Source organism: Micromonospora sp. NPDC048839, assembly GCF_040649915.1.
In the GTDB taxonomy this organism is placed as follows: domain Bacteria; phylum Actinomycetota; class Actinomycetes; order Mycobacteriales; family Micromonosporaceae; genus Micromonospora.
The window spans coordinates 559968-578777 of the sequence record NZ_JBEZGL010000001.1 but is presented as its reverse complement, the minus strand read 5'-3'; the positions used below and the strand labels follow the sequence as shown (position 1 = coordinate 578777).

General features: G+C 68.8%; 34 protein-coding genes and 1 pseudogene. 4 read left to right on the top strand and 31 right to left on the bottom strand.

The features are described 5' to 3' along the window. Positions 1–172: 172 nt before the first annotated feature. The 3 genes and pseudogenes from purE to AB0C25_RS02955 form a co-directional block, all read right to left on the bottom strand. Entirely contained in the window at positions 173–664 is a 492-nt protein-coding gene (gene purE / locus AB0C25_RS02965; RefSeq protein WP_357368902.1) for a 5-(carboxyamino)imidazole ribonucleotide mutase, read from the bottom strand. Positions 665–690: 26 nt separating this feature from the next. Continuing rightward, positions 691–1866, bottom strand: coding sequence for a 5-(carboxyamino)imidazole ribonucleotide synthase (locus tag AB0C25_RS02960; protein WP_357368900.1), 1176 nt, complete (start codon positions 1864–1866; stop codon positions 691–693). A 111-nt stretch (positions 1867–1977) separates the two neighbouring features. Continuing rightward, positions 1978–4091: pseudogene (locus AB0C25_RS02955) on the bottom strand (thioredoxin domain-containing protein). Between the two features lie 30 nt (positions 4092–4121). On the opposite strand from AB0C25_RS02955, the gene AB0C25_RS02950 reads away from it, so the two are divergent. Further along, positions 4122–5726, top strand: a complete 1605-nt coding sequence (locus tag AB0C25_RS02950; RefSeq protein WP_357368898.1) for a recombinase family protein — start codon at positions 4122–4124, stop codon at positions 5724–5726. Here AB0C25_RS02950 and AB0C25_RS02945 read toward each other — a convergent pair. From AB0C25_RS02945 to AB0C25_RS02810, 28 genes are all read right to left on the bottom strand, one after another. Next, positions 5707–5868, bottom strand: a complete 162-nt coding sequence (locus AB0C25_RS02945; RefSeq protein WP_357368896.1) for a hypothetical protein — start codon at positions 5866–5868, stop codon at positions 5707–5709. The two genes, AB0C25_RS02950 and AB0C25_RS02945, sit on opposite strands and share 20 nt — an antisense overlap. Positions 5869–5885: 17 nt before the next feature. Further along, positions 5886–6023 carry a hypothetical protein gene (locus AB0C25_RS02940; RefSeq protein ID WP_357368894.1) on the bottom strand — a complete coding sequence of 46 codons (138 nt, stop codon included), beginning with the start codon at positions 6021–6023 and terminating at the stop codon, positions 5886–5888. Then, entirely contained in the window at positions 6016–6342 is a 327-nt protein-coding gene (locus AB0C25_RS02935; protein WP_357368892.1) for a hypothetical protein, read from the bottom strand. Before AB0C25_RS02935 ends, AB0C25_RS02940 begins: the two co-directional genes overlap by 8 nt. Next, a complete protein-coding gene (locus AB0C25_RS02930) occupies positions 6339–6467 on the bottom strand; it encodes a hypothetical protein (protein ID WP_357368890.1) in 129 nt (42 codons plus the stop codon). The genes AB0C25_RS02935 and AB0C25_RS02930 overlap by 4 nt, the downstream gene beginning before the upstream one ends. After that, positions 6467–6589 (bottom strand): hypothetical protein, encoded by a 123-nt coding sequence (locus AB0C25_RS02925; protein ID WP_357368888.1) that lies wholly within the window; start codon positions 6587–6589, stop codon positions 6467–6469. Before AB0C25_RS02925 ends, AB0C25_RS02930 begins: the two co-directional genes overlap by 1 nt. Next, positions 6586–6768, bottom strand: a complete 183-nt coding sequence (locus AB0C25_RS02920; RefSeq protein ID WP_357368886.1) for a hypothetical protein — start codon at positions 6766–6768, stop codon at positions 6586–6588. The genes AB0C25_RS02925 and AB0C25_RS02920 overlap by 4 nt, the downstream gene beginning before the upstream one ends. Continuing rightward, entirely contained in the window at positions 6765–7172 is a 408-nt protein-coding gene (locus tag AB0C25_RS02915; protein WP_357368884.1) for a hypothetical protein, read from the bottom strand. The genes AB0C25_RS02920 and AB0C25_RS02915 overlap by 4 nt, the downstream gene beginning before the upstream one ends. Continuing rightward, complete coding sequence (locus tag AB0C25_RS02910) at positions 7169–7366, bottom strand: hypothetical protein (RefSeq protein WP_357368882.1); 198 nt, start codon at positions 7364–7366, stop codon at positions 7169–7171. Before AB0C25_RS02910 ends, AB0C25_RS02915 begins: the two co-directional genes overlap by 4 nt. Next, complete coding sequence (locus AB0C25_RS02905) at positions 7363–7605, bottom strand: hypothetical protein (protein ID WP_357368880.1); 243 nt, start codon at positions 7603–7605, stop codon at positions 7363–7365. Before AB0C25_RS02905 ends, AB0C25_RS02910 begins: the two co-directional genes overlap by 4 nt. Positions 7606–7617: 12 nt before the next feature. Further along, on the bottom strand, positions 7618–8037 hold the full coding sequence (locus tag AB0C25_RS02900; protein ID WP_357368878.1) for a hypothetical protein: 420 nt from the start codon (positions 8035–8037) through the stop codon (positions 7618–7620). A 69-nt stretch (positions 8038–8106) separates the two neighbouring features. Further along, complete coding sequence (locus AB0C25_RS02895; RefSeq protein ID WP_357368876.1) at positions 8107–8697, bottom strand: hypothetical protein; 591 nt, start codon at positions 8695–8697, stop codon at positions 8107–8109. A 76-nt stretch (positions 8698–8773) separates the two neighbouring features. Beyond that, positions 8774–9109, bottom strand: a complete 336-nt coding sequence (locus AB0C25_RS02890; protein WP_357368874.1) for a hypothetical protein — start codon at positions 9107–9109, stop codon at positions 8774–8776. Beyond that, a complete protein-coding gene (locus tag AB0C25_RS02885; RefSeq protein WP_357368872.1) occupies positions 9106–9702 on the bottom strand; it encodes a hypothetical protein in 597 nt (198 codons plus the stop codon). Before AB0C25_RS02885 ends, AB0C25_RS02890 begins: the two co-directional genes overlap by 4 nt. Beyond that, the gene (locus tag AB0C25_RS02880) at positions 9699–10142 is read right to left on the bottom strand and encodes a hypothetical protein (RefSeq protein WP_357368870.1); all 444 of its coding nucleotides are present in this window, start codon (positions 10140–10142) and stop codon (positions 9699–9701) included. The genes AB0C25_RS02885 and AB0C25_RS02880 overlap by 4 nt, the downstream gene beginning before the upstream one ends. A gap of 155 nt (positions 10143–10297) precedes the next feature. After that, a complete protein-coding gene (locus AB0C25_RS02875) occupies positions 10298–10744 on the bottom strand; it encodes a hypothetical protein (protein WP_357368868.1) in 447 nt (148 codons plus the stop codon). Between the two features lie 82 nt (positions 10745–10826). Continuing rightward, positions 10827–11048 carry a hypothetical protein gene (locus AB0C25_RS02870; protein ID WP_357368866.1) on the bottom strand — a complete coding sequence of 74 codons (222 nt, stop codon included), beginning with the start codon at positions 11046–11048 and terminating at the stop codon, positions 10827–10829. A gap of 10 nt (positions 11049–11058) precedes the next feature. Continuing rightward, complete coding sequence (locus AB0C25_RS02865) at positions 11059–11274, bottom strand: hypothetical protein (RefSeq protein ID WP_357368864.1); 216 nt, start codon at positions 11272–11274, stop codon at positions 11059–11061. Beyond that, positions 11271–11465, bottom strand: a complete 195-nt coding sequence (locus tag AB0C25_RS02860; RefSeq protein ID WP_357368862.1) for a hypothetical protein — start codon at positions 11463–11465, stop codon at positions 11271–11273. Before AB0C25_RS02860 ends, AB0C25_RS02865 begins: the two co-directional genes overlap by 4 nt. 86 nt (positions 11466–11551) lie before the next feature. Continuing rightward, positions 11552–12286 (bottom strand): DUF2786 domain-containing protein, encoded by a 735-nt coding sequence (locus AB0C25_RS02855; protein WP_357368860.1) that lies wholly within the window; start codon positions 12284–12286, stop codon positions 11552–11554. A 129-nt stretch (positions 12287–12415) separates the two neighbouring features. After that, entirely contained in the window at positions 12416–12646 is a 231-nt protein-coding gene (locus AB0C25_RS02850; RefSeq protein ID WP_357368858.1) for a hypothetical protein, read from the bottom strand. Positions 12647–12722: 76 nt separating this feature from the next. Further along, positions 12723–13082, bottom strand: coding sequence for a hypothetical protein (locus AB0C25_RS02845; RefSeq protein WP_357368856.1), 360 nt, complete (start codon positions 13080–13082; stop codon positions 12723–12725). Between the two features lie 85 nt (positions 13083–13167). Further along, positions 13168–13527, bottom strand: a complete 360-nt coding sequence (locus AB0C25_RS02840) for a hypothetical protein (protein WP_357368854.1) — start codon at positions 13525–13527, stop codon at positions 13168–13170. 87 nt (positions 13528–13614) lie between these two features. Next, positions 13615–13899: a hypothetical protein gene (locus AB0C25_RS02835; protein WP_357368852.1), complete on the bottom strand. Its 285-nt coding sequence runs from the start codon at positions 13897–13899 to the stop codon at positions 13615–13617. Positions 13900–13984: 85 nt separating this feature from the next. Continuing rightward, the gene (locus AB0C25_RS02830) at positions 13985–14227 is read right to left on the bottom strand and encodes a hypothetical protein (RefSeq protein WP_357368850.1); all 243 of its coding nucleotides are present in this window, start codon (positions 14225–14227) and stop codon (positions 13985–13987) included. Further along, positions 14224–14403, bottom strand: a complete 180-nt coding sequence (locus AB0C25_RS02825; RefSeq protein ID WP_357368848.1) for a hypothetical protein — start codon at positions 14401–14403, stop codon at positions 14224–14226. The genes AB0C25_RS02830 and AB0C25_RS02825 overlap by 4 nt, the downstream gene beginning before the upstream one ends. Before the next feature lie 104 nt (positions 14404–14507). Continuing rightward, complete coding sequence (locus AB0C25_RS02820) at positions 14508–15107, bottom strand: hypothetical protein (RefSeq protein ID WP_357368846.1); 600 nt, start codon at positions 15105–15107, stop codon at positions 14508–14510. Between the two features lie 1131 nt (positions 15108–16238). Further along, the gene (locus AB0C25_RS02815) at positions 16239–16436 is read right to left on the bottom strand and encodes a hypothetical protein (RefSeq protein WP_357368844.1); all 198 of its coding nucleotides are present in this window, start codon (positions 16434–16436) and stop codon (positions 16239–16241) included. Between the two features lie 1093 nt (positions 16437–17529). Further along, complete coding sequence (locus AB0C25_RS02810; RefSeq protein WP_357368842.1) at positions 17530–17781, bottom strand: hypothetical protein; 252 nt, start codon at positions 17779–17781, stop codon at positions 17530–17532. 98 nt (positions 17782–17879) lie between these two features. Here AB0C25_RS02810 and AB0C25_RS02805 point away from each other — a divergent pair, with 98 nt between their 5' ends. From AB0C25_RS02805 to AB0C25_RS02795, 3 genes are read left to right on the top strand one after another with little or no spacing between them, the layout of a single operon-like run. Next, a complete protein-coding gene (locus tag AB0C25_RS02805; protein ID WP_357368840.1) occupies positions 17880–18131 on the top strand; it encodes a hypothetical protein in 252 nt (83 codons plus the stop codon). Further along, positions 18131–18280: a hypothetical protein gene (locus AB0C25_RS02800; protein ID WP_357368838.1), complete on the top strand. Its 150-nt coding sequence runs from the start codon at positions 18131–18133 to the stop codon at positions 18278–18280. Before AB0C25_RS02805 ends, AB0C25_RS02800 begins: the two co-directional genes overlap by 1 nt. A gap of 13 nt (positions 18281–18293) precedes the next feature. Then, positions 18294–18722 (top strand): hypothetical protein, encoded by a 429-nt coding sequence (locus AB0C25_RS02795; RefSeq protein WP_357368836.1) that lies wholly within the window; start codon positions 18294–18296, stop codon positions 18720–18722. Positions 18723–18810: the final 88 nt, after the last annotated feature.

Genomic DNA, 18810 nt, shown 5'->3' with positions numbered 1-18810 from the left:
CGGTTACCGCCGGTCACCTCCGTTCGGGGCGATTGCGGTGATGAGCGCTATACCTCAGAGTCATATTCATACCTCTGAGTCATACCGCTCACCAGCACATCGACCTGGCGGGCAGCCACAGCGGATGGCCGGTGTCCCTCGCCGCAACCCCAGCCCCGTTCTGAGTCAGGACTTACCGCAGGGTTGCCTGGAGGGCTGACTCCTTGTCTGCCACCAGTTTTTCCAGGTCCTGCTGGTAGGTCGTCATCTTGGCGCGCAGGGCCTCGTCGTGGGCGCCGAGGATCCGTACGGCGAGCAGGCCCGCATTGCGGGCGTTGCCGATCGACACGGTGGCGACCGGGATCCCGGCCGGCATCTGCACGATGGACAGCAGCGAGTCCATGCCGTCGAGGTGCTTCAGCGGCACCGGCACACCGATCACCGGCAGCGGCGTCACCGAGGCGACCATGCCCGGCAGGGCGGCGGCACCACCAGCCCCGGCGATGATCACCTTGAGGCCCCGGTCGGCGGCGTCCCGGCCGTACTCGATCATCGTCACCGGAGTGCGGTGCGCCGAGATGACCCGCACCTCGTACGCCACGCCGAAGTCGTCCAACACCTCGGCGGCGGCGCGCATGGTCGGCCAGTCCGAGTCGCTACCCATGATCAAGCCGACCGTGCTCACCGAGGTCTCCTTCTCGACCGAAGGGCTCACTCGTGCCCCTCGCGCAGCCAGCGGGCGGCCCGCGCGGCCCGCGCCCGTACGTCGTCCAGGTCGTCGCCGAGCACCGTGACGTGCCCGACCTTGCGGCCCGGTCGCACCTGCTTGCCGTAGAGGTGCACCTTGGCGCCGGGCTCGGCGGCGAAGAGGTGGTGCAGCCGCTCGTCGATCGACATGCCGCCCGGCTCTCCACCGAGCACGTTCGCCATCACCACCACCGGCGCGGTCAGCGAGGTGTCGCCCATCGGGTAGTCCAGCACCGCCCGCAGGTGCTGCTCGAACTGCGAGGTCCGGGAACCCTCGATGGTCCAGTGCCCGGAGTTGTGCGGGCGCATCGCCAGCTCGTTGACCACGATCGCGGGGCGGCCGGCGTCGTCGCGCACCTCGAACAGCTCCACGGCCAGCAGGCCGATCACCCCGAGCGCGGTGGCCAGGTCGATGGCGAGTTGCTGGGCGGAGACCGCCAGCTCCTCGTCCAGGCCGGGTGCCGGGGCCAACACCTCCACGTTGATGCCGTCCCGCTGCACCGTCTCCACCACCGGGTACGCGGCCACCTGACCGAACGGCGACCGGGCGACCTGCACGGCCAGCTCCCGGCGCAACGGCACCCGCTCCTCGACGATCAGCCGGGTGCCGCCGGCGAGCAGCGTCGCGGCCAGTTCGGTGGCCTGGGTGGCGTCGTCGACCATCCACACGCCCCGGCCGTCGTAGCCACCGCGCGCCGCCTTCAGCACCACCGGCCAGCCGACCTGCTCGCCGAAACCGACGAGGTCGGCGGGCTCGCCGACCGGCCGCCACACCGGGTTGGGCGCGCCCAGCTCGGTCAGGCGTTGCCGCATGACCTGCTTGTCCTGGGCGTGCAGCAGCGCGTCCGCCGGCGGATAGAGGGTCATCCCTTCCGCCGTCAGCGTGCGGATGTGCTCGGAGGGCACGTGCTCGTGGTCGAAGGTGACCACATCACAGCCCTTGGCGAAGGTGCGCAGGGCGACCAGGTCGGTGTGGTCGCCGTACTGGACGTCGGCGGCGACCAGCGCCGCGCCGTCGTCGGGGGCGGTCGCGAGCACACGCAGTGACTGGCCGAGGGCGATCGCGGCCTGGTGGGTCATCCGGGCCAACTGGCCGCCACCCACCATGCCGACAACAGGCAGACCGGTACGGGAATCCATAGCGCGGCCAGCCTATCCGGGGCCTCGGCACGCCCACCCGGTGGGCCGGCGACCCGCCCCGGAAGCGCTGCGGCGGCCGCCCGGCGTGCGGCGTGGGCAACTACGGTGCGCTCAGCCGAGCTCGGCGACCAACTCCTCGACGGAGGTGACCGGCCGTTGGCAGACGAACCCCCGGCAGACGTACGCGGCGGACCGCCCGTCGACAAGCGGACGGTCCGCGAGCAGCGGCACCCCGGGCTGGTCCGGTTGCCCGGCGACGACCACCGCCCCGGGCGGGGCGTGCCGGTGGGCCGCGGCCACCAGGAGATCACCCGCCGGGTCGTCGGTCACCACGGCGATCTCGTACGGCCCGGAGAGCAACGCCTCACCGACCGTGGCCGCGTACCCGGTGAACCGGGGGTGCTGCCCGACGATCGGCGCGACGGTGGCGAGCGCCGCCTCGGCGGCCTCCCGGTAGCGCGGCTCCCCGCTCAGCGCCGAGTACGCGACCAGCCCGGCGACCAACGCCGAGCGTCCGGACGGGGTGGCGTTGTCGGTCGGGTCAGCGGGCCGGGCGACCAGCCGTTCCGCGTCGTCCGCGGTGTCGTAGAAGGCGCCACCGGGCGCGGCGAAGCGCGCCAGCGCCGTGTCCAGCAGCTCGCCGGCCAGCGTGAGCCAGCGTCCCTCGCCGGTGAGCTGGTGCAGCGCGCAGAAGGCCTCCGCCACACAGCCGTAGTCCTCCAGGACACCGGCCGGCTCGCCGACCTTGCCGTCCCGGGAGACCCGGCGCAGGCGGCCGTCCACCAGGTGCACGGTGGCCAGGTGTTCGGCGGCGTCGCGCATCGCGCCGTCGGCGACGATCGTCACGCCGTCCATCAGGTTGGCGTCCTCGTCCTGCGGGGACGCGTACAACGCGGCCACCTGGAGGAACTCGACGATGGCGGTGATCGCCAGACCGTTCCAGGCGGCCACCACCTTGTCGTCGCGGGCCGGCTGCGGGCGGGTGTCCCGGGCGCTGAGGAGCCGCCCGACCACCTGCTGCCAGCGGGACCGCACCTCGGGTGCGGCGTCGTCGACGTCCCGGGCGAGCCTGAGCACGCTCATGCCGTGCTCGACGCCCTTCTTTCCGTCCGGAGTGCCGCCTTGCGGCGCGGAGGCGGAATGAGGGGCGAAGGTGCCCTCGTCGGTCACCGTGAACAGGTCGGCGGCGAACCGGCCGTCCTCCTCGCCCAGCGCCTCGACGAGCTGCGCGGGTGTCCAGGCGTAGGTGAGCCCCTCGACGCCCTCGGTGTCGGCGTCCAGCGCGGACAGGAAGCCCTCCCCCGGCCGGTGCAGCTCGTCGGCGAGGAAGCGGGCGGTGTCCCGGGCCACCCGGCGGGCCAGCGGGTCACCGGTGAGCCGCCACAGCTGGGTGTAGACCCGCAGCAGCAGCGCGTTGTCGTAGAGCATCTTCTCGAAGTGCGGCACCGTCCAGTGCTCGTCCACCGAGTAGCGGGCGAAGCCGCCGGCGAGCTGGTCGTAGATGCCACCGCGGGCCATCGCCTCGGCGGTGTGCCGGGTCATCTCCAGGCTGCGCGGGTCGCCGGTGCGCTGGTGGTGGCGCAGCAGGAAGAGCAGGTTCATGTGCGGTGGGAACTTCGGGGCGCCGCCGAAGCCGCCGTTCGTCGCGTCGTACTCGCTGGCCAGCCTGCCGGCCGCGGCGTCGAGCAGCGGCGCGTCCAGCGGGGCGGTGGGGCCACCCACCGCCTGTGCGCCACCGATGGCCTCGACCACCGCGGCGCCCTGGCGCACCACCGCCTCGCGCTGCTCCCGCCAGGCGGTGCTGACCGACTGGAGCAACTGCATGAAGTTCGTACGCGGGAAGTAGGTGCCGCAGAAGAACGGGGTGCCGTCCGGGGCGGCGAAGACGGTCATCGGCCAACCGCCCTGGCCGGTCATCGCCTGGGTCGCGGTCATGTAGACCGCGTCCACGTCCGGGCGCTCCTCGCGGTCCACCTTGATCGACACGAAGTTGTCGTTCAACAGGGCCGCTACCTGCTCGTTCTCGAACGACTCGTGCGCCATCACATGACACCAGTACAGTATCAGAAGCATAAGTGGCAGGACGAATACCCAACTGAAATCAGTAGGGGAACGTCCCGCCTCTTAGCCTCTGTCATCGCCTCCTCTCCCCATGGCCACCAATCCACAGGGTTGGTGGCGTGCTGGAGGAGATACGGCGACTGGGAGCTTGCCAGTCGGTTCATGTGGCCGATCCTGCCACAGGAGGAGTTGAAGTGAGCACGTCGCTACCCGAGGAGTCGGGACCGAACGACCTTGAGCTGCGGGGCACCCCACCAGGGCTGCCGACGTACGCCGAGCTACTGGCCCTCTACCCGAGCGCGATCTTCGTCGGGGCCTACTCGCGCATCTCGGATGACTGGCGCAAGAACAACTCGAAGAAGGCCAAGGCGTCCCACTGGAAGGCCGGCAAGGGCGTGGCGAACCAGCATCGACGGAACGGCACGAACGCCGGCCGGCACGGCCTGATCATCGTGCACCGCTGGACCGACAACGACCTCAAGGCGTCGTCGGACGACGTGATCCGCCCGGACTTCGAGGCGATGTTGCGTGCCCTGCGCCAGGGCAGGACCGCCGCCGGCTACCGGCTGGACGGGATCATCTGCACCGACCAGGACCGGGTTCAGCGGACCGGCTCGGCCTGGGAGCGGTTCGTTGATGCCCTTAACGCCCAGCCCGGCCGACTGCTCTGGACGCCATCGGGATCGATGGACCTCACCGACGAGGGCGACGTCATCAAGTCGGGAATCATGGCGGTCTTGAACAAGGCCGAGTCGATGAAGAAGAAGCGGCGCATCCGCGACTGGCACCAGGACCTCATCCTCGACGGGCTGCCGCACAGCGGCCCGAGGCCGTTCGGCTGGGAGGAGGACAAGATGACCCTGCGCAAGGTCGAGTCCGACTTCCTGTACTGGGCCATCTGCGAGCGGATCAAGGGCAAGGCGATGCCGACGCTGTGCGCGGAGGCGAAGGCGCGCGGGTTGAAGGGCAGCAAGGGCGCGGAGATCACCCCCACCTCGCTGACCCAGATGATTACCGCACCTCGCTTGTGCGGCTACCGGGGCAATCGCGGCGTGCTCGCGGTGGACGAACACGGCGCACCGATCGTCGGCCAGTGGGAGAAGGTCTGCGAGCCGGCGGAGTGGGAGGCGGTCTGCGCCACCTTCAAGCCAGGCAGCACCTACCTGCACCGAGGGCCCCTGGCCCCACGGGTCACGGGCAAGCCGAAGACGGTGAAGTACCTGGCCTCGCAACTGCTGCGCTGCATGAACAAGGTCGAGCGCGACGGCGAGATCCGCATCTGCAACGGCTCGATCACCGGCAGCCCGACGAAGTCGAAGCGGAGTCCGTACACCTACGGGTGCGGCAGTTGCAGCCGGAACAACATCTCCGGGCCGATGGTGGACCGCCAGGTCACGCGCCTGTTACTGGCCAAGCTCAGCAAGATGCAGGTCACCTACCGCAAGCCCGAGCTGGTCTGGCCCCAGGAGGAGACACTGAAGACCCTGGCCGATCGGCTTGCCGGCCTGGAGAGGCGGTGGATGGCGGGCGAGGTCGGCGACGAGCAGTTCTACCGCCTCTCCCCCAGCCTCCAGGCCGACGTGAAGAACCTGCGCGCGGAACGCGCCCGGTGGGAGACGGAAAATGCGGCCGGCTCCGAAGAACCGGCCGACATCATCCGCAAGTGGCGCACTGGCGAATACGACCTCGCCCAGCGCCGGAAGATCCTGTTCGATGTGTTCACCGCGATCCAGGTGCAGCCGGGCCAGAAGGGGTCCAAGACGCCGGACCCCCACCGGCTCAAGCCGATTTGGGCCTGAACTCGACGCCGAGAAGTTCCCCGAGTGCCGCCCACCGCTCCTCGTCCCACTCGGGCGAGGTTGCCAGGTGGGCGGCCACCCAGGCATCGATCTCTGCGTCCACCTGGGCGTCGAACGTGTCCTCCATCAGGGCGCTGGTCATGCTGTGGCTCACCCCCTTCAGGCGTACCCGTGAGCGGTCATCCAGAGGACCGCGAAGCCGGACAGTGCGATGGCCCCGACCGCCAGGACCAGGTACGCGGCGAACAGCGCGAGCTGTCCCAACGCGCGTCGAGCGAGTTCCCGCAACTTACCCACCCGCTCCGGCGTAAGCGGCGGCATCGGCCGCCTGGTCCTGGTCGTAGTAGCTGATGTGCTTCACCTCGGCGCCAGGCCCGGACCGGGCAGCGAACGCCAGGAGCAGGGACTGGAAGTGCGGCCAGCGCGGGTGGTTGGCCGCCTCGGTGGTGAAGTAGGCCCGCCGGAAGCGCCGGCCGTACAGGGCGTTCTGGCTGAGCACCGAGAAGACGTGCCGCTGCCCGAAGGCCGGATACTCCTGGGCCTCGCGCAGGAAGCCCACCACCAGGATGTCGGTCAGCGGAGGCAGGGTCACCGGCTCCTCGGTCTTCTTGCTCATCGGCGCACCGCCGGCTTGCTGAGCCACATGCCGAGGGCGATGCCCATCCAGACAAGGCCGGTGATCGTCAGTGGCGTGGTGTCCGTACAGATGCCGGTGAGCATGACTGCGGTTCCGAGCAACATCAACGGGGGGTCTCCTTGTAGCTGGCGAAGATGGAACAGAGGAGGAGGAACGCGGCGGTGACGGGGTGGTCAGCGATGAGGAACGCGGCCCCGGCGGCGAAGTAGAGCTGGCTCCAGGTCACCGGGCCGCCCGCTTCATGCGCTGCTCGACGCGCCACATGCCGTAGCTGACGAGGCGCTTCAGGTGGTGGATGCGCTGCTCAAGGGTCAGGCCCCAGAAGTCCATGTCGTCCTCGGCGGGGTCACGCCAAGCTCGCCTGGTCGGGGTCGGGTCCGGCCTGAAGGCCGGTTCGGTGCTCACTTACTGGACTCCTTGCTCTGCTGGAACAGGATGGCCAACGCCTCTTGAAGCCCGGCCTGGCGGCGGGACAGGTCTTGGACCTTCTGCCGGTAGCCGGCGAACTGGTCGCTCTCCAGCTCCTGCATCTGGGTCTCCAGCTCGTCGATCTGGGCCGTGATCGCGGCGAAGTCGACGACCTGTCGGCCCTCCAGCTCCCTGACTCGTCGCGCCAGGCCGTGGACCCCGGTGAGGACCCTGCTCATGTTCGAGAGGGACCAGACGTTGCCCTCGGCCGGATCGCGGGTCAGGTCGATGTCGACCAGGCGGGCCACGCCCACGACGATCTGGCGGGCTTCACCGCCCTTGCGGTTCTCCTCGTTGACGGCGCGTTCAACGGCTCCCAGCGCCTGCCGCAGCTCGGTCACGCGGCCACCAGCTCGTGCTCGGCGGCGTGCGCCTTGATGTCCCGGCGGGTCCGGGCGAGCGATTCCTGAGCGGACCTCACCGCGGCTACGTTGGCCGCCGTTTCGGACTTCAGCGCGCGGCGGACGGCGATGCGGACGGAGTGCTCGTCGTGGCCGAGGGCCACCCGCTGGTTGCGGCAGGTGGGGCAGCTCATGCCGTCACCCCCATGGCGACGAAGCTGCGCCGGCTCTGCGAGGTCAGGTGGATCAGACCCTCGCCGCAGGTGAAGGTGCGGTTCTCGCGGGTCATGCCGCGCCGCGAGCCCTGCTTGTCGGCCGTCCGGTTGCGCCGGGTGCGGGCCTGGCCCAGGGCCCGGTCAGCGTCGCGCTCGTCGAAGAATCCGTGCAGCCCGCAGGTCGGGCAGAACGTGTGGTCTGGCGTCTTGGTGCTCACTGTCTCTCCCCGTCACTTCTTGAACTTCTTGCAGGCGGGGCAGCTCACGCACTTGCCGCGAGAGCTGCCGTCTTGCATGTGCCAGGTGGCGTCGTGCTTGCAGGTCCGGCAGTAGCCAGGCCAGTCCTTGCCTTCGTGGAAGGCGACGAGGCGGCCGGGGCTGTAGAGCTTCGTGGTCCTGGCGACCACGCCGGAGCCGTACTTGTTGACGGTCTGGAGTGCTTCGCTCTCGGAGGCGAACGGGCCGTACGGCAGCCAGAACGGGTCGTCCTCGCGGAACTTCGTCCCGACGCCGTACCAGTCGCGCATCCACAGCGCGTCGGCCACCGCCTTGATCAGGGCCTTGGCCATCTGGTCGGCGTTGGCGTACTCGTCGCTCTCCAAGATGTCCTTGACGACCTGGATCTCTTCCTTGCGCGGTGTCAGCCGCAACGCTGCGCCCCCCTCCCCCGCCAGGGGTGGGGCAGGCGAACCGGCCAGCCCCACCCACACTTACCCATGTCAGTAAGCGACGTGGGCGATTCGCAGCTCGCCACGGGAGGCCATCATGCCGGTGCCCAGGTCGCACTGAGCGGTGGAGCCCGGCCGGAACCATCGGCCCTGAATCCGCTTGCGGACCTCGCCCCGGTCGCTGACCACCACGGTGCCGTCAGGCAGGGTCCGCAGCTCGGACGAGCTGGGGATGCGGTCGCCGGCCGCGAGCGGCTTGCGCAGCTCGTTGGGCAGGAAGGGGAGGACCAGGCCGTCAGGGAACGAGACGTACAGGTGCGGGCCGACCACCCGGCTGACCGTGCCCTTGTCGCCCCGCTTGATGTACGGCGCGAACATGTCGGCGCTGACCGTGACCGGGTCGCCGGTCTTCAGCTCCGACGACAGGATCTCCGGGTTCTCCAGCGTGCAGGGCAGGTAGACCGCCAGCTCACCGAAGGAGAACGGGATGCCGTCGCTACCGTGACCGGTGATGAAGCCGGACTCGGTGCGGCGGTAGCGGTCACCGTCGCGGTCCTTGACCTTCGCGCCGACCGGCAGGGCGATCAGGCCCTCCTTGGTGTCGATCTGGACGGTCCGGGTCTGGGTGGTAGTGCTGCTCACTGGTTGGTGCCCCTCTCGTTGCCCTTGCTGTCTTCCCTTAACTTACCCACCGACCGTGCGGTGTGCAACTTGCGGTTTAGTCGCAGTCGTCACTCTCGAACGCGTCGTCATCCACGACCACGGGGATGATGATCGGGTAGCCGTGACTGTCGTACGTGGTCTTGTAGACCGTCGGCTTGCTCACGGGAGCCTTGGGCACGCTCTGCACCTTCGGTCCCGTCACGGGAGCCTTGGGCGCAGCCGGCGGCTTGTAGGCGGGCGCCGGAGCCCGGTACGCGGGAGCCGGCGGGCGGGGGTTGCTCGGGCCGGCGGCGCACGCCTCATCGGCCGCACACGCGGTCAGCGCCGCGACGGCAACGACAGACAGCGCCAGGCCGCCGTACACCAGGGTGTTGAAGCTGCGGTCTCTCACTTGCCGTACCTCCGGTTGATCAGTCCCGCCAGCCAGTCGGTCTGGCTGGTCAGGAAGTCGAGACCCGCATCGTTGTGGATCTCGTAGTCGGTGGCCCGGTCGATCAGCCCGTTCTCGCTGATGTGCGGGTCCGGGGGCAGCCCTGGGCGGGTGACTCGCACCAGCAGGCCGCCGGCCCGCCGGATCGCCTCAGCCTCGTTGTGGAAGCGCACGTCGCCGATTACGACGGGCCTGATGTCGCTGTCCACGTCGCTCATCACCAGGCGCACCCAGAAGTCCTCGTCCAAGGCCCGGATCGACTCGGTGGCGAACCGCTGGAGCAGCGCCCGCACCTCGGGCAACTCCTTGGCCTTCTCCCAGCCGAGCTGGTTGACCACCTCAGAGAGTCGCACCGGCTCGTACCAGTGGTTCCTCGGGTCCAACTCCTCGAACCGCTCCTCGTAACCGATGATCGGGTCCAGGGCCAGCAGAGCGGTCTTGACGGGGTCGCCGAAGGCATAGGACACGTAGCCGTGTCGCTCGACGAAGCGGTCAGCGAAGGTGGTCTTCCCGGCCCGCTTCCGTCCGAGCACGCCCACCAGGGGACGGGTCACGCGGGCACCTCCACTCGCGCCGGCTGGTCGGTCAGGTGCGACAGCCGCACGCAGTCGGACTCGCCGCAGTCGGAGGTGTGGCGGATGATCGTGTTGGGCTCGATCGGGCCGTGCGCCAGCTCCCAGATGATCTGGGCGGCGGTGCGGGTGTACCCGCCCCACATCGCCTGCGGCACGCCCTGCGGGCCGGTCAGCGACCCGGTCCACCACCAGTGGTTGCTGGTCTTGACCACGCGGGACCAGAAGCGCTCGGCCTCGTCGTCGCCCGGATAGCGGGGGTAGCTGCGCGGCACCCGCATCGTGTACTGCCGGATCGGCCGGTCGGCCTGGACGTCGTTGTACCGGTCCAGCCGGTACAGGTGGGTCTTGCAGATCCCCCAGGACGCCAGAGCGTCCCGGTCGCACTGCTCGCCCTTGCTGTTCTCAACCTCGCAACGCACTGACGTGTCTCACTCTCTTACGTGGGGAACTTGTGGTGCGGAGTGTCGGGTCATGAACCCAGCCGCCCTGATAGCGGAACACCCGCTGGCGAGCAACGCTCGCCCCTCACCCGCAAGCCTACACTTACCCATCAGGGCAAGATCAAGGGGTCGGATCAGACGTAGACCTTCTGGCCGAACACGGCCACCTGCAACACGCAGAGCGCGTCGTCCACCCCCAGGGTCCGAACGCTCAGCATCCGGTCGGCGTCGGCCAGGCGGTACTGCTCGGTCCAGCTCAGGTACAGCCGCCGGCCGGTCTTCTTGTCGACCATGGGCACCCAGGTTCGCGGCTGCCCCATTCCAGGGCCGTAGCCAGCGCGGCGGATGCTCGCCATGGCCCGGCGCATCCGGTAGAGCGTCACCCGGTGCTTCGCGCCGGTCCGCTCCTCCACGATGTCGACCCACGTCCGGGATGGGTTCTCGTCATCGACGTGCTTCGCCGCGACGGTGAAGAAGCCCTGCCCGCCGTGGTTCAGCGCGAGCAGAAGCATGTCGTACAGGAAGTCCGTGCGGTTCGTGCGGTTGACGGATGGGCGCCGGCACAGGGTGGTGGGGGTCATGGTTCCTCCAGTCGGTAGGGATGGGGAGCGCCTGCGGTGGGTCATGAACCCTCGCCGCCCACGTCGGGCCGCAGGCTGTTGATCAGGCGTCGCGGTGGTCGTGGATCTGCATCCCGGCGGGCAGCATCAGGGCGGCGCGGTCCCAGTGGTCGGGGGTGAGCACCATGCCCACGTCCTCGCCCCAGTTGGCCAGCGCGGTAGCGCGCTGCGCCAGCGCCCGCTCGTCGCCGGCCGAGTAGACGTGCACCCCGTCGTGCCAGGCGACCAGCTCGACACGGTCACCGCGGATTTCAGTAGCAGGCATGGATCTCTCCTCAGTTGGTGGGCAGGTAGTGGATTCGCTGGGCGGCGTCGACCCAGAACGGCTGGCCGTGGCCCTTGCCGGACCCGGTGCCGCGTGTCGTGGCGTCCCAGTAGCAGGGGCCGGCGCTGTCCTCGGTGGCGCACGGCGGCAGGATCTCGGGGTGGGCGTTCACCACGCCCGGCACCAGGGTCAGCAGGGCCGCGAGGATGGCGCTGGCGAGCGTCACTGCCGAGCCTCGGCCAGCAGCGTGGCCGCGCTGTGGATCAGCGCGATCAGTTCGTCCTCGGTCAGGCCGACCTCGGCTGACTTGCCGTCGTAGTCGGTCACGGCCAGGACGAAGTCGGTGCGGTACCGCTTCGCGGCGGCGAAGTAGATCCCGCCGTTGTCGACGGTCGGCAAGTCGAGCTGGTGCGGCACGGGTCGCTCCTTGTTCGGTGTGGTTGGGGAAGTGCCTGCACCGGGTCACGAACCCTCGCCGGCTTGACCGGCGTGCAGGCTGCGGATCAGTGGGCGAGCGCTTGCCGCTGGCGATCGATGCGAGTCCCGCCGAGGTCGGCACGCTCGCCGGCCGCGCGCCCGCTGGTGTAGCCATCGCCGGACGCGACCGGCCGATGCTTCTCCTTGCCGAGCTTCGGGTACGCCCGCTCCATCCGGGTCTTGACCACGGTGGCCCGGTCGGCGAGCACCAGGGCGACGGACGGACCCGCCGTGCCGGCCCGCTCCTCGGCCCCCTCCTGCTTGGCTCGCGCCTCGGCCGCTTGGAGGCGATACGAGATGGTCTGCCGGAAGCCGGCCAGCCACGCCTTGCGGAACGTGATTGCCTTCTCCCACCAGGGGATCTCGGCCTTGGCCAGCGCGTTGGCGGACTGCACCAGCAGCGAGGTAAAGAGCATGTCGACCCGCTCCAGATCCGAGGCGTAGCCGAACAGGTGGACCGGGTGCCGGCTCCGGGTCCTGCCACGCGACGGGAACACCACCCTGACGCCGAGCGCCTGGGCGACGCAGCTAAGCAGGTCACGCTTGTCGATCGCGTACGAACCCTCGACGATCACCACCTTGTCGGCGGGCACGTCGATGGTGGGGTCGCAGGCGGCAAGCATGGCGCGGTCAACGCCGTACCGGCCGATCAGCTCGGTCGCCTTGGCGGTCAGCGCCTCGGCCTCTGCCGGGAACTGGCTCGACTCAGCCTTGGCCAGCAGAGCGCGAATCGTCGCCAGCTTGCTGTCTGGTGCGGTCATGTTGCTACCTCTCGATAGGCAGGGGTCACCGCGGCATCGACTTACGTCGAGTCCGTGGCTGGCTTGCTGGGGAAGCGCCTGCACCGGGTCACGAACCCTCGCCGGCTTGACCGGCGTGCAGGTGGTGGGTCAGGCAGGCGTGCTCTCGGCCTGCTCGCCCTCGTCGTCGTCCTCGTCCTCGTCCGGAGTTGGCATGCGCTCGGAGACGATGGCGTCGATCGCATCAGGGATCGAAGAGTCCGGTACGCAGTCGTCCAGTCGGTAAACCTCGTCGTCGGTCAACGTCCGCCCGGCCCAGCTCTCCAACTGCTCTCGCGTGATGGAGACGGTCAGGTGGCCGAACATGTCCCTGGTGGTCATCGGGCTCTCCTCTTGCTGGGGAGTGCCTGCACCGGGTCACGAACCCTCGCCGGCTATCCGGCGTGCAGGCGATGCGTCAGGACTCGACGACCAGGGCGAGACGCGCCAGCGCCTGGTGGCGGCTGATGGTCGGGTTGTAGGTGACCGGCGGGATGACCACCTCGCCGGCCACGGTCACCCACGCGATCGGGGTGCCGTAGCTGGTCACCACGTAGGCCGGGGCGTCCGGGATCGCGTCCCGCCCCTTGCCGGCCAGGTAGGCGGCCTCGCGCTCCCGCTGCAACGCACGCAGGCGGTTGGCGTACTCAGTCGGCAGTTGGCCCGTGCTGATGACGGGGGTCAGGACGTAGATCCCACGGCCGGACAGTGCGCCCCAGGTGAACCCGTTACGAACGGTCATCGCCTGCCGGGCCTGGGCCGGCGTGTCGACTGGCATGGCTGTCTCCTTGGTCGGATTGCGGGGAGTGCCTGCGCCGGGTCGTGAACCCACGCCCGGCAGACCGGGCGCGCAGGCGGGCGGATCAGGGCCGGGCGGCCAGCGCCTCGCGCACCACCCGCTGGTGACGGGTGGTGGTCGACGAGTAGGTCACGTCCGGGATCACGACCTTGCGGGCGTGGGTGACCCACGCGATCGGGGTGCCGTAGCTGCTCACGATGTAGGCGGGCGCGTCCGGTACCGCGTCGCGGGCACCGCTGCCGGCCAGGTAGTCCTGCGTGAGCCTCATCTGTGCGTCACGCAGGCCGGCGGCCAACTCAGCCGGCAGGGCACCCGTGGCGGGCGGTGCGGACAGGACTCCCACGCCGTCACCCCGCAGGTTGCCGGCAGTGAACGGGCAGAGGTTGGCGATGAACTTGCCGGCGTCGGCCGTCTTGATACGCATGGTCATCTCCTTGGATGGATGGATCAGGGAAGTGCCTGCGCCGGGTCACGAACCCTCACCGGCCGAACCGGCGCGCAGGCGGGCGGATCAGGAGTCGCGGCCGTCGATGATCTCCAGCTCGGCACCGAGCACGACCGACCGATTGGTCAGGTGCTCCTTGATCTCGTCGAAGGCGGCACCGGAGAGCAGGCGGGCACCCCGGCCGCTCTTGTGGGTCACGGTGACCAGCACGGCGTCGCTGACGTCGAGGAGCTTCCCGGTCTGGTCGCAGAACATCTGCCGGGCCACAGCCGCCCGCAGCACCTCGCGGTTAACCGCGCGGTCCAGCGCGGCACGGTCGTCGGAGAGCAGGGCCTTGGCGATTCCACGCATGGTGATTCCTTTCGATGGCGTACAGGGGAGTGCCTGCGGTGGGTCGTGAACCCACACCGGCCGGACCGGGCCGCAGGCTGGTGGATCAGGGCATGGCGTTGGGGTTACGCCCCTTGACTGGGCAGTAGCCGAGGTTCAGGTACTGGCGGTCGTAGAGGACGAAGTGCCGAGCGAAAGCACCCTCAGTCGGCAGGGGCTCGGAACATCCCGAGCAGTTGATTCCGAGCGGCTGGGCGTCCAGCGCTTCCCGCACGTTCTCGGGCAGCAGGTCCCACTTCGTGACGGGCGTGTGCCACTGCGCCCATGCCTTCGACACCGGGGCGGTCATGCGCGGACCTCAGCCATCACCCGACGGGTCAGGGTCTGGCGGTTGCCCGTGGTGGGCAGGTACATCAGGTCGCACAGCTCCCGCAGGATGCGGGGCGGCAGCTTGCCGCACAGGGTCTCGCCGGCACCCGCGCGCTCGGCCTCGACCAGCGCGGTCATTGCCTCGTCGACATTCATGCACGTTCTCCCATCTATTGGTACGGGGAGCACCTGCATGGGGTCACGAACCCCCGCCGGCCGAGCCGGTTGCAGGTTGCCCTACCTACACTTACCCACGTAGGTCAGGCAGCGCGCCCATTGCGGGCGACAATCCAGGTGGTGGCCTGGGCGGTTACCGGGTCCACCCCGATGCGGCGGGCGGCGGTCCGGTAGGCGTGCTCCAACGCGTCGTAGACACCGACCCGAGCAAGCAACTGCTCGGAGTCGTCACGCTGGCCCAGGGCCACACGCACCGCCCACATGTCGACCGTGACGGACTCACGGTCACCCAGCAGGTTGGCGGCGAACCGCCGAGTCTTCGGGCCGTTCAGGGTGTCAAGCGGGCGGTCCGCATCCATCGCGCGGCGAGCCCGGTCGACGTTGTTACTCATGCACGTCGGAGCCTCACCCGTAGTCAGGAGCATGGTCGCCCCGAACAGGTTCCGCTTCCACGTCGTGCGAGGGGACAGGTGTGCAACTACGGCAGCCACCAACTCACGCGACCGACCAGTCTGGGCGGCCAGGTTGTCGATGAACTGCTCACCCTCGGAGTACCAGCGAGCGCCAGCCTCCTTGTTGGTGTCAGTCGCCCGATTCCAGGTGGTCACGATGCGATCGGCGGTCGCCCGGATGTTGGTCCCGGCGGTGAGACGCAGACGCTGGTCGTGAGTCATCTCAGGCACAACTACCTCCACTTACCCATGCCGACCAGCGAGTCTGGTCAGGCACAGCGCCCTGCCCGGCCGCGAACCGGGAGCCACCTTGCAGTGGACAGGACGAACCTACACTTACCCACGAGTGGATAGGGATAGGCCAGGTAGAGCGGCGCTCGCGGCTCCCACGCTCGGCCCGCACCCCCCGTGCTACCGGGAGGCATGTGCAGACTTGCTGCGTAGGCATGGCTCGCGCCTTGTTGCCTAATGTCGCTATTGAGTTCCATCAACGAACAACCGCACACCATGGGATGGGCTCCTATCCAGGACGCCCGCCCCGTCGGGGCTTGCCGTGCTGTGGGTAACTGTAGGGCATCCGCTCGAAGTGTGCAACTTGCGGTTTCGGTAGCCGGTTGGCCAGCCCTAATGCCCTTGCGTGCGCTGCGGCCGGACCGTTCTAACGCTCGCGTCGGGCGGGTTGGCCGGTCTGTCGACCGATCCCGCGCCTTGCATCTCCAGTTGTCAGGCCCTGCTGTAACCCCGTCCGGCCCGTCGTGCCGGCCGAACAAGGAGAACACTACACCTACACTTACCCACTGTCTAATCGGGATGTTTCCGCAGGTCAGAGGCATGATCGGCACCCCGTGCGGCCGGTTGGGTGGCGCTGGCAGCTCCCCTGGCGGCGGACATTTCCGCAGGTCAGGCCAGCTATTAGGACTTCGTCGATGCGACGCCCTCTCGGCCAACCTTTTTTGAGCCAATCTCAGCGCCCCTCCAGGCAGACCCACACTTACCCATGGGTGCGGCACGTTCAGCCCGCAGCGTGGCTCTCAGGTGGGCTAGCTGGCGTGTGTGCAGGTGGGGGGTGGGTGTGCCATGCCCTGCCCTGATCCGTAGTCAGGAAGACGCGCGACGCGCGATCCCACCAGACCGCACGCGCTCACACATCAACCGCTCGGCCCGTTGACATTCCGAAGGGGTGGGGGTATGACCCCTCGCGCGATTTTTTAGGGACCGCCCTGTCTTAGCGCCTGGGATCTTGCCACGGTTCCAAGGTCGACGAGGGCACGAAGAAGCGCCGCCCCCGACTGGGAACGGCGCTGCTCACGACTGGTTCGCCGGCTCATCTGGGCCCATCGGCGAAGGGCTGGTAACGGGGCGTTAGCTGTCCTCGCCCACGATGGCCTCGAACTCCTCAACGGTGATCTCGCCCTGCCGCAGCCGGCGGGCGTTGGCGGCGAACTTGCCGATGCTGGCGCCGTCCTGGCCGTCGAGCTGCGACGGCGTGACCAGCTCGGCTGCGATCAACATGGAAGCGAACTGGCGCTTCACCTGGGCTGGGTCGTTGACGTCGATCATGGTTGCCAGGCTACCTCATGTGGCCCCTCCGGGGCCCCTTCTCTTCGCCGATGGGTAGGTGTGGGTTGGGGGTTGATCTTCTGCTGTTGACCCTCAGAGATCCCCCCATCGGTTCAAGAAGGTTAAGGCCGGTTCGTGTGCAGTGGGCTTCACCCCGGTCGACCCTCAGCTTCACCCCGTTCGACCCTCAACTTCTCCCCGGTCGGGACCGGGGTGCAGTCCACTGCACGTCGCTTGAGCAGGGACGACAGCCATCCAGTACAACCCCAGCTCAACCGGGGTGAAGTCCACTGCACGTCGGTTGACCAGGGCTTCCTTCCCATCCCTTCGCCGCTGCCATCCCTTCGCCGATGGGTAAGTGTGGGACAGGACACAACATCCGCCATATCAGCCGGCCGAGCCGGTATTAAACATGTAAGCAAGTTAGCGAGCTGGCAGGGAAGCCTGCTGGGCCCCGGAGGGGCCACCAACTGGTAGCTCGCAAGCAGGTCAACTGCTGGGCCCCGGAGGGGCCACAAGCGGTTGCCAGCTCTCCTGCTTACCCCTTGACCTGGCCCCGGGTCTGCACGCTTCCGAGCACACGTAGTCGGGGCCATCACCACCTCGACGGGGGAGCTGGATGCCGCGCTGGGAAGGATCAGACCGCCGAGCCCAGCTCCCCCCGGACTGGCCCGCGATCCGGAAGCGAGTGCTCCGGCGCGATGGTTATCGATGCCGCGGTGCGAACGTCTACGGGGAGCGGTGCGCTGAGGCAGCGGTCGACGTCGACCACATGAACGGGCCCCTGGACCACAGGGACGAGGCGCTTCAGTCGCTGTGCGAATGGCACCACGACAGGAAGTCCGGCGCGGAAGGCGCGGCGGCGCGAGCTGCCCGCTGGCGGCGCAACAACAGGAAGTTCCGCAGGACTGAGGGTCACCCCGGCCTGCTGTAGAAGTAGGGCCGCTACGGGTGCGCGACAAGACAAGCGACCCGGCGGCCCTGCGGTCACCGCACTCCGGGCGATCCCCGTTGAGTGCTGCGAGGTGCGGGCGGTTCGCCCCCTCGCCCGGCCCCTGCCCTGACCCCCTCTCCAGGGCAGGGGCCCACGACGTTAGCGAGGCACGGCGACCTTGTGCTTCTTGGTCACGAGCCACACGCAGAACCACACCGGAGCCCACATACCGCAGGTGAACAGCGTGATCATCGCGTGCATCCCGTGCCGCGTCCCGCCGGTCTTGATGACCTTCCACTGCTGTTGCGGTGCCTGCGGCGGGTAGCCGGGCGGCGGGTACTGCCCCTGCGGTGGGTAACCCTGTGGGTAACCCTGCGGCTGGGGCGGGTACGGCTGGTTCGGGTCGGTCATGGTTCCCCACTTCTCGCTGAACTGACGCGAGTGATCTTCGCACCTACATACGACACCCACACTCAACTATCGGCCAGAGCCGAGGGACGGAGAGCTGCATGATCGACCCGTACCGGCGGTTCTGGGCCACCTGCTGGAAGCTGTGGCTGCTCCTGGTGGCGCTGTCCTTCGCCATCCTGGAAGGCGCTGCGCTGGTCCGGCGCAAGCCTGGCGACACCCTGAGCGAGAACACCCGCACCTGGCTGCGCACCGATCGGGGCTGGAAGTCCGCCGGCCCGCTGGCCTTCATCGGCGTCCTGGTGGCGTTCGTCGTCTGGTTCGTGCCGCACATCGTGTGGAACCTCTGGTGATGCTGACCGTCCGCCTGGGCCTCGGCCCATGGGTGCTCGACATCGACGCCGGCCGGCAGGCGAACGAGCCCCTGGAGCTGGACGACGACGAGGACCAGGACGACGAGCCCGAGGCCAAGCAGCCGTTCGGATTCGTCGCCAAGCACTGAGGAGGTGACCACCATGCCCGGCCCCGTACCGAACCGTGAGGACGACCTGGCCCGACCGCGAGAGCGCAAGGGCGGCGACGTCCAGGCGGTGACTCGGGGCGAGCTGCGGCCGGTGGTCGTCCCTCGCGCCGATGCCAACTGGCACCCCATCGCCCGCATGCTGTGGGACTCGCTGAAGAAGTCCGGCCAGGCCGACTTCTACCAGCAGTCCGACTGGGCGTTCGCCTTCAGCCTGTGCGAAGACCTGTCGGTCTACAAGAAGTCCGGCAAGCGGTCGGGACAGATGCTCCAGACCATCTACTCGGCGATGACCAACCTCCTGGTCACCGAGGCCGACCGGCGGCGCGTCCGCATCGAGCTGCACGAGGCCGAGGAGGAAGAGACCCCGGCCTCCGTCGCGGTGATGGACGACTACCGGCGCGGCCTCGGCATCGTCGGATGAGCCGGCGCTCGCGCTGCCGGCGCAAGGGATGTCCGTTCTCCCGCGACGACCACGAACTGATCGCCTGGGTGGAGCTGCTGAAGCTCAC

Coding starts and splice junctions, on each gene's coding strand:
- AB0C25_RS02805 (WP_357368840.1), top strand. CDS start 17,880: ATGATCGACCCGTACCGGCGGTTCTGGGCCACCTGCTGGAAGCTGTGG.
- AB0C25_RS02825 (WP_357368848.1), bottom strand. CDS start 14,403: ATGAATGTCGACGAGGCAATGACCGCGCTGGTCGAGGCCGAGCGCGCG.
- AB0C25_RS02945 (WP_357368896.1), bottom strand. CDS start 5,868: ATGACCAGCGCCCTGATGGAGGACACGTTCGACGCCCAGGTGGACGCA.
- AB0C25_RS02850 (WP_357368858.1), bottom strand. CDS start 12,646: ATGACCACCAGGGACATGTTCGGCCACCTGACCGTCTCCATCACGCGA.
- AB0C25_RS02800 (WP_357368838.1), top strand. CDS start 18,131: ATGCTGACCGTCCGCCTGGGCCTCGGCCCATGGGTGCTCGACATCGAC.
- AB0C25_RS02935 (WP_357368892.1), bottom strand. CDS start 6,342: ATGAGCAAGAAGACCGAGGAGCCGGTGACCCTGCCTCCGCTGACCGAC.
- AB0C25_RS02960 (WP_357368900.1), bottom strand. CDS start 1,866: ATGGATTCCCGTACCGGTCTGCCTGTTGTCGGCATGGTGGGTGGCGGC.
- AB0C25_RS02845 (WP_357368856.1), bottom strand. CDS start 13,082: ATGCCAGTCGACACGCCGGCCCAGGCCCGGCAGGCGATGACCGTTCGT.
- AB0C25_RS02930 (WP_357368890.1), bottom strand. CDS start 6,467: ATGTTGCTCGGAACCGCAGTCATGCTCACCGGCATCTGTACGGACACC.
- AB0C25_RS02870 (WP_357368866.1), bottom strand. CDS start 11,048: ATGCCTGCTACTGAAATCCGCGGTGACCGTGTCGAGCTGGTCGCCTGG.
- AB0C25_RS02855 (WP_357368860.1), bottom strand. CDS start 12,286: ATGACCGCACCAGACAGCAAGCTGGCGACGATTCGCGCTCTGCTGGCC.
- AB0C25_RS02810 (WP_357368842.1), bottom strand. CDS start 17,781: ATGACCGACCCGAACCAGCCGTACCCGCCCCAGCCGCAGGGTTACCCA.
- AB0C25_RS02835 (WP_357368852.1), bottom strand. CDS start 13,899: ATGCGTGGAATCGCCAAGGCCCTGCTCTCCGACGACCGTGCCGCGCTG.
- AB0C25_RS02910 (WP_357368882.1), bottom strand. CDS start 7,366: ATGAGCTGCCCCACCTGCCGCAACCAGCGGGTGGCCCTCGGCCACGAC.
- AB0C25_RS02840 (WP_357368854.1), bottom strand. CDS start 13,527: ATGCGTATCAAGACGGCCGACGCCGGCAAGTTCATCGCCAACCTCTGC.
- AB0C25_RS02875 (WP_357368868.1), bottom strand. CDS start 10,744: ATGACCCCCACCACCCTGTGCCGGCGCCCATCCGTCAACCGCACGAAC.
- AB0C25_RS02795 (WP_357368836.1), top strand. CDS start 18,294: ATGCCCGGCCCCGTACCGAACCGTGAGGACGACCTGGCCCGACCGCGA.
- AB0C25_RS02815 (WP_357368844.1), bottom strand. CDS start 16,436: ATGATCGACGTCAACGACCCAGCCCAGGTGAAGCGCCAGTTCGCTTCC.
- AB0C25_RS02830 (WP_357368850.1), bottom strand. CDS start 14,227: ATGACCGCCCCGGTGTCGAAGGCATGGGCGCAGTGGCACACGCCCGTC.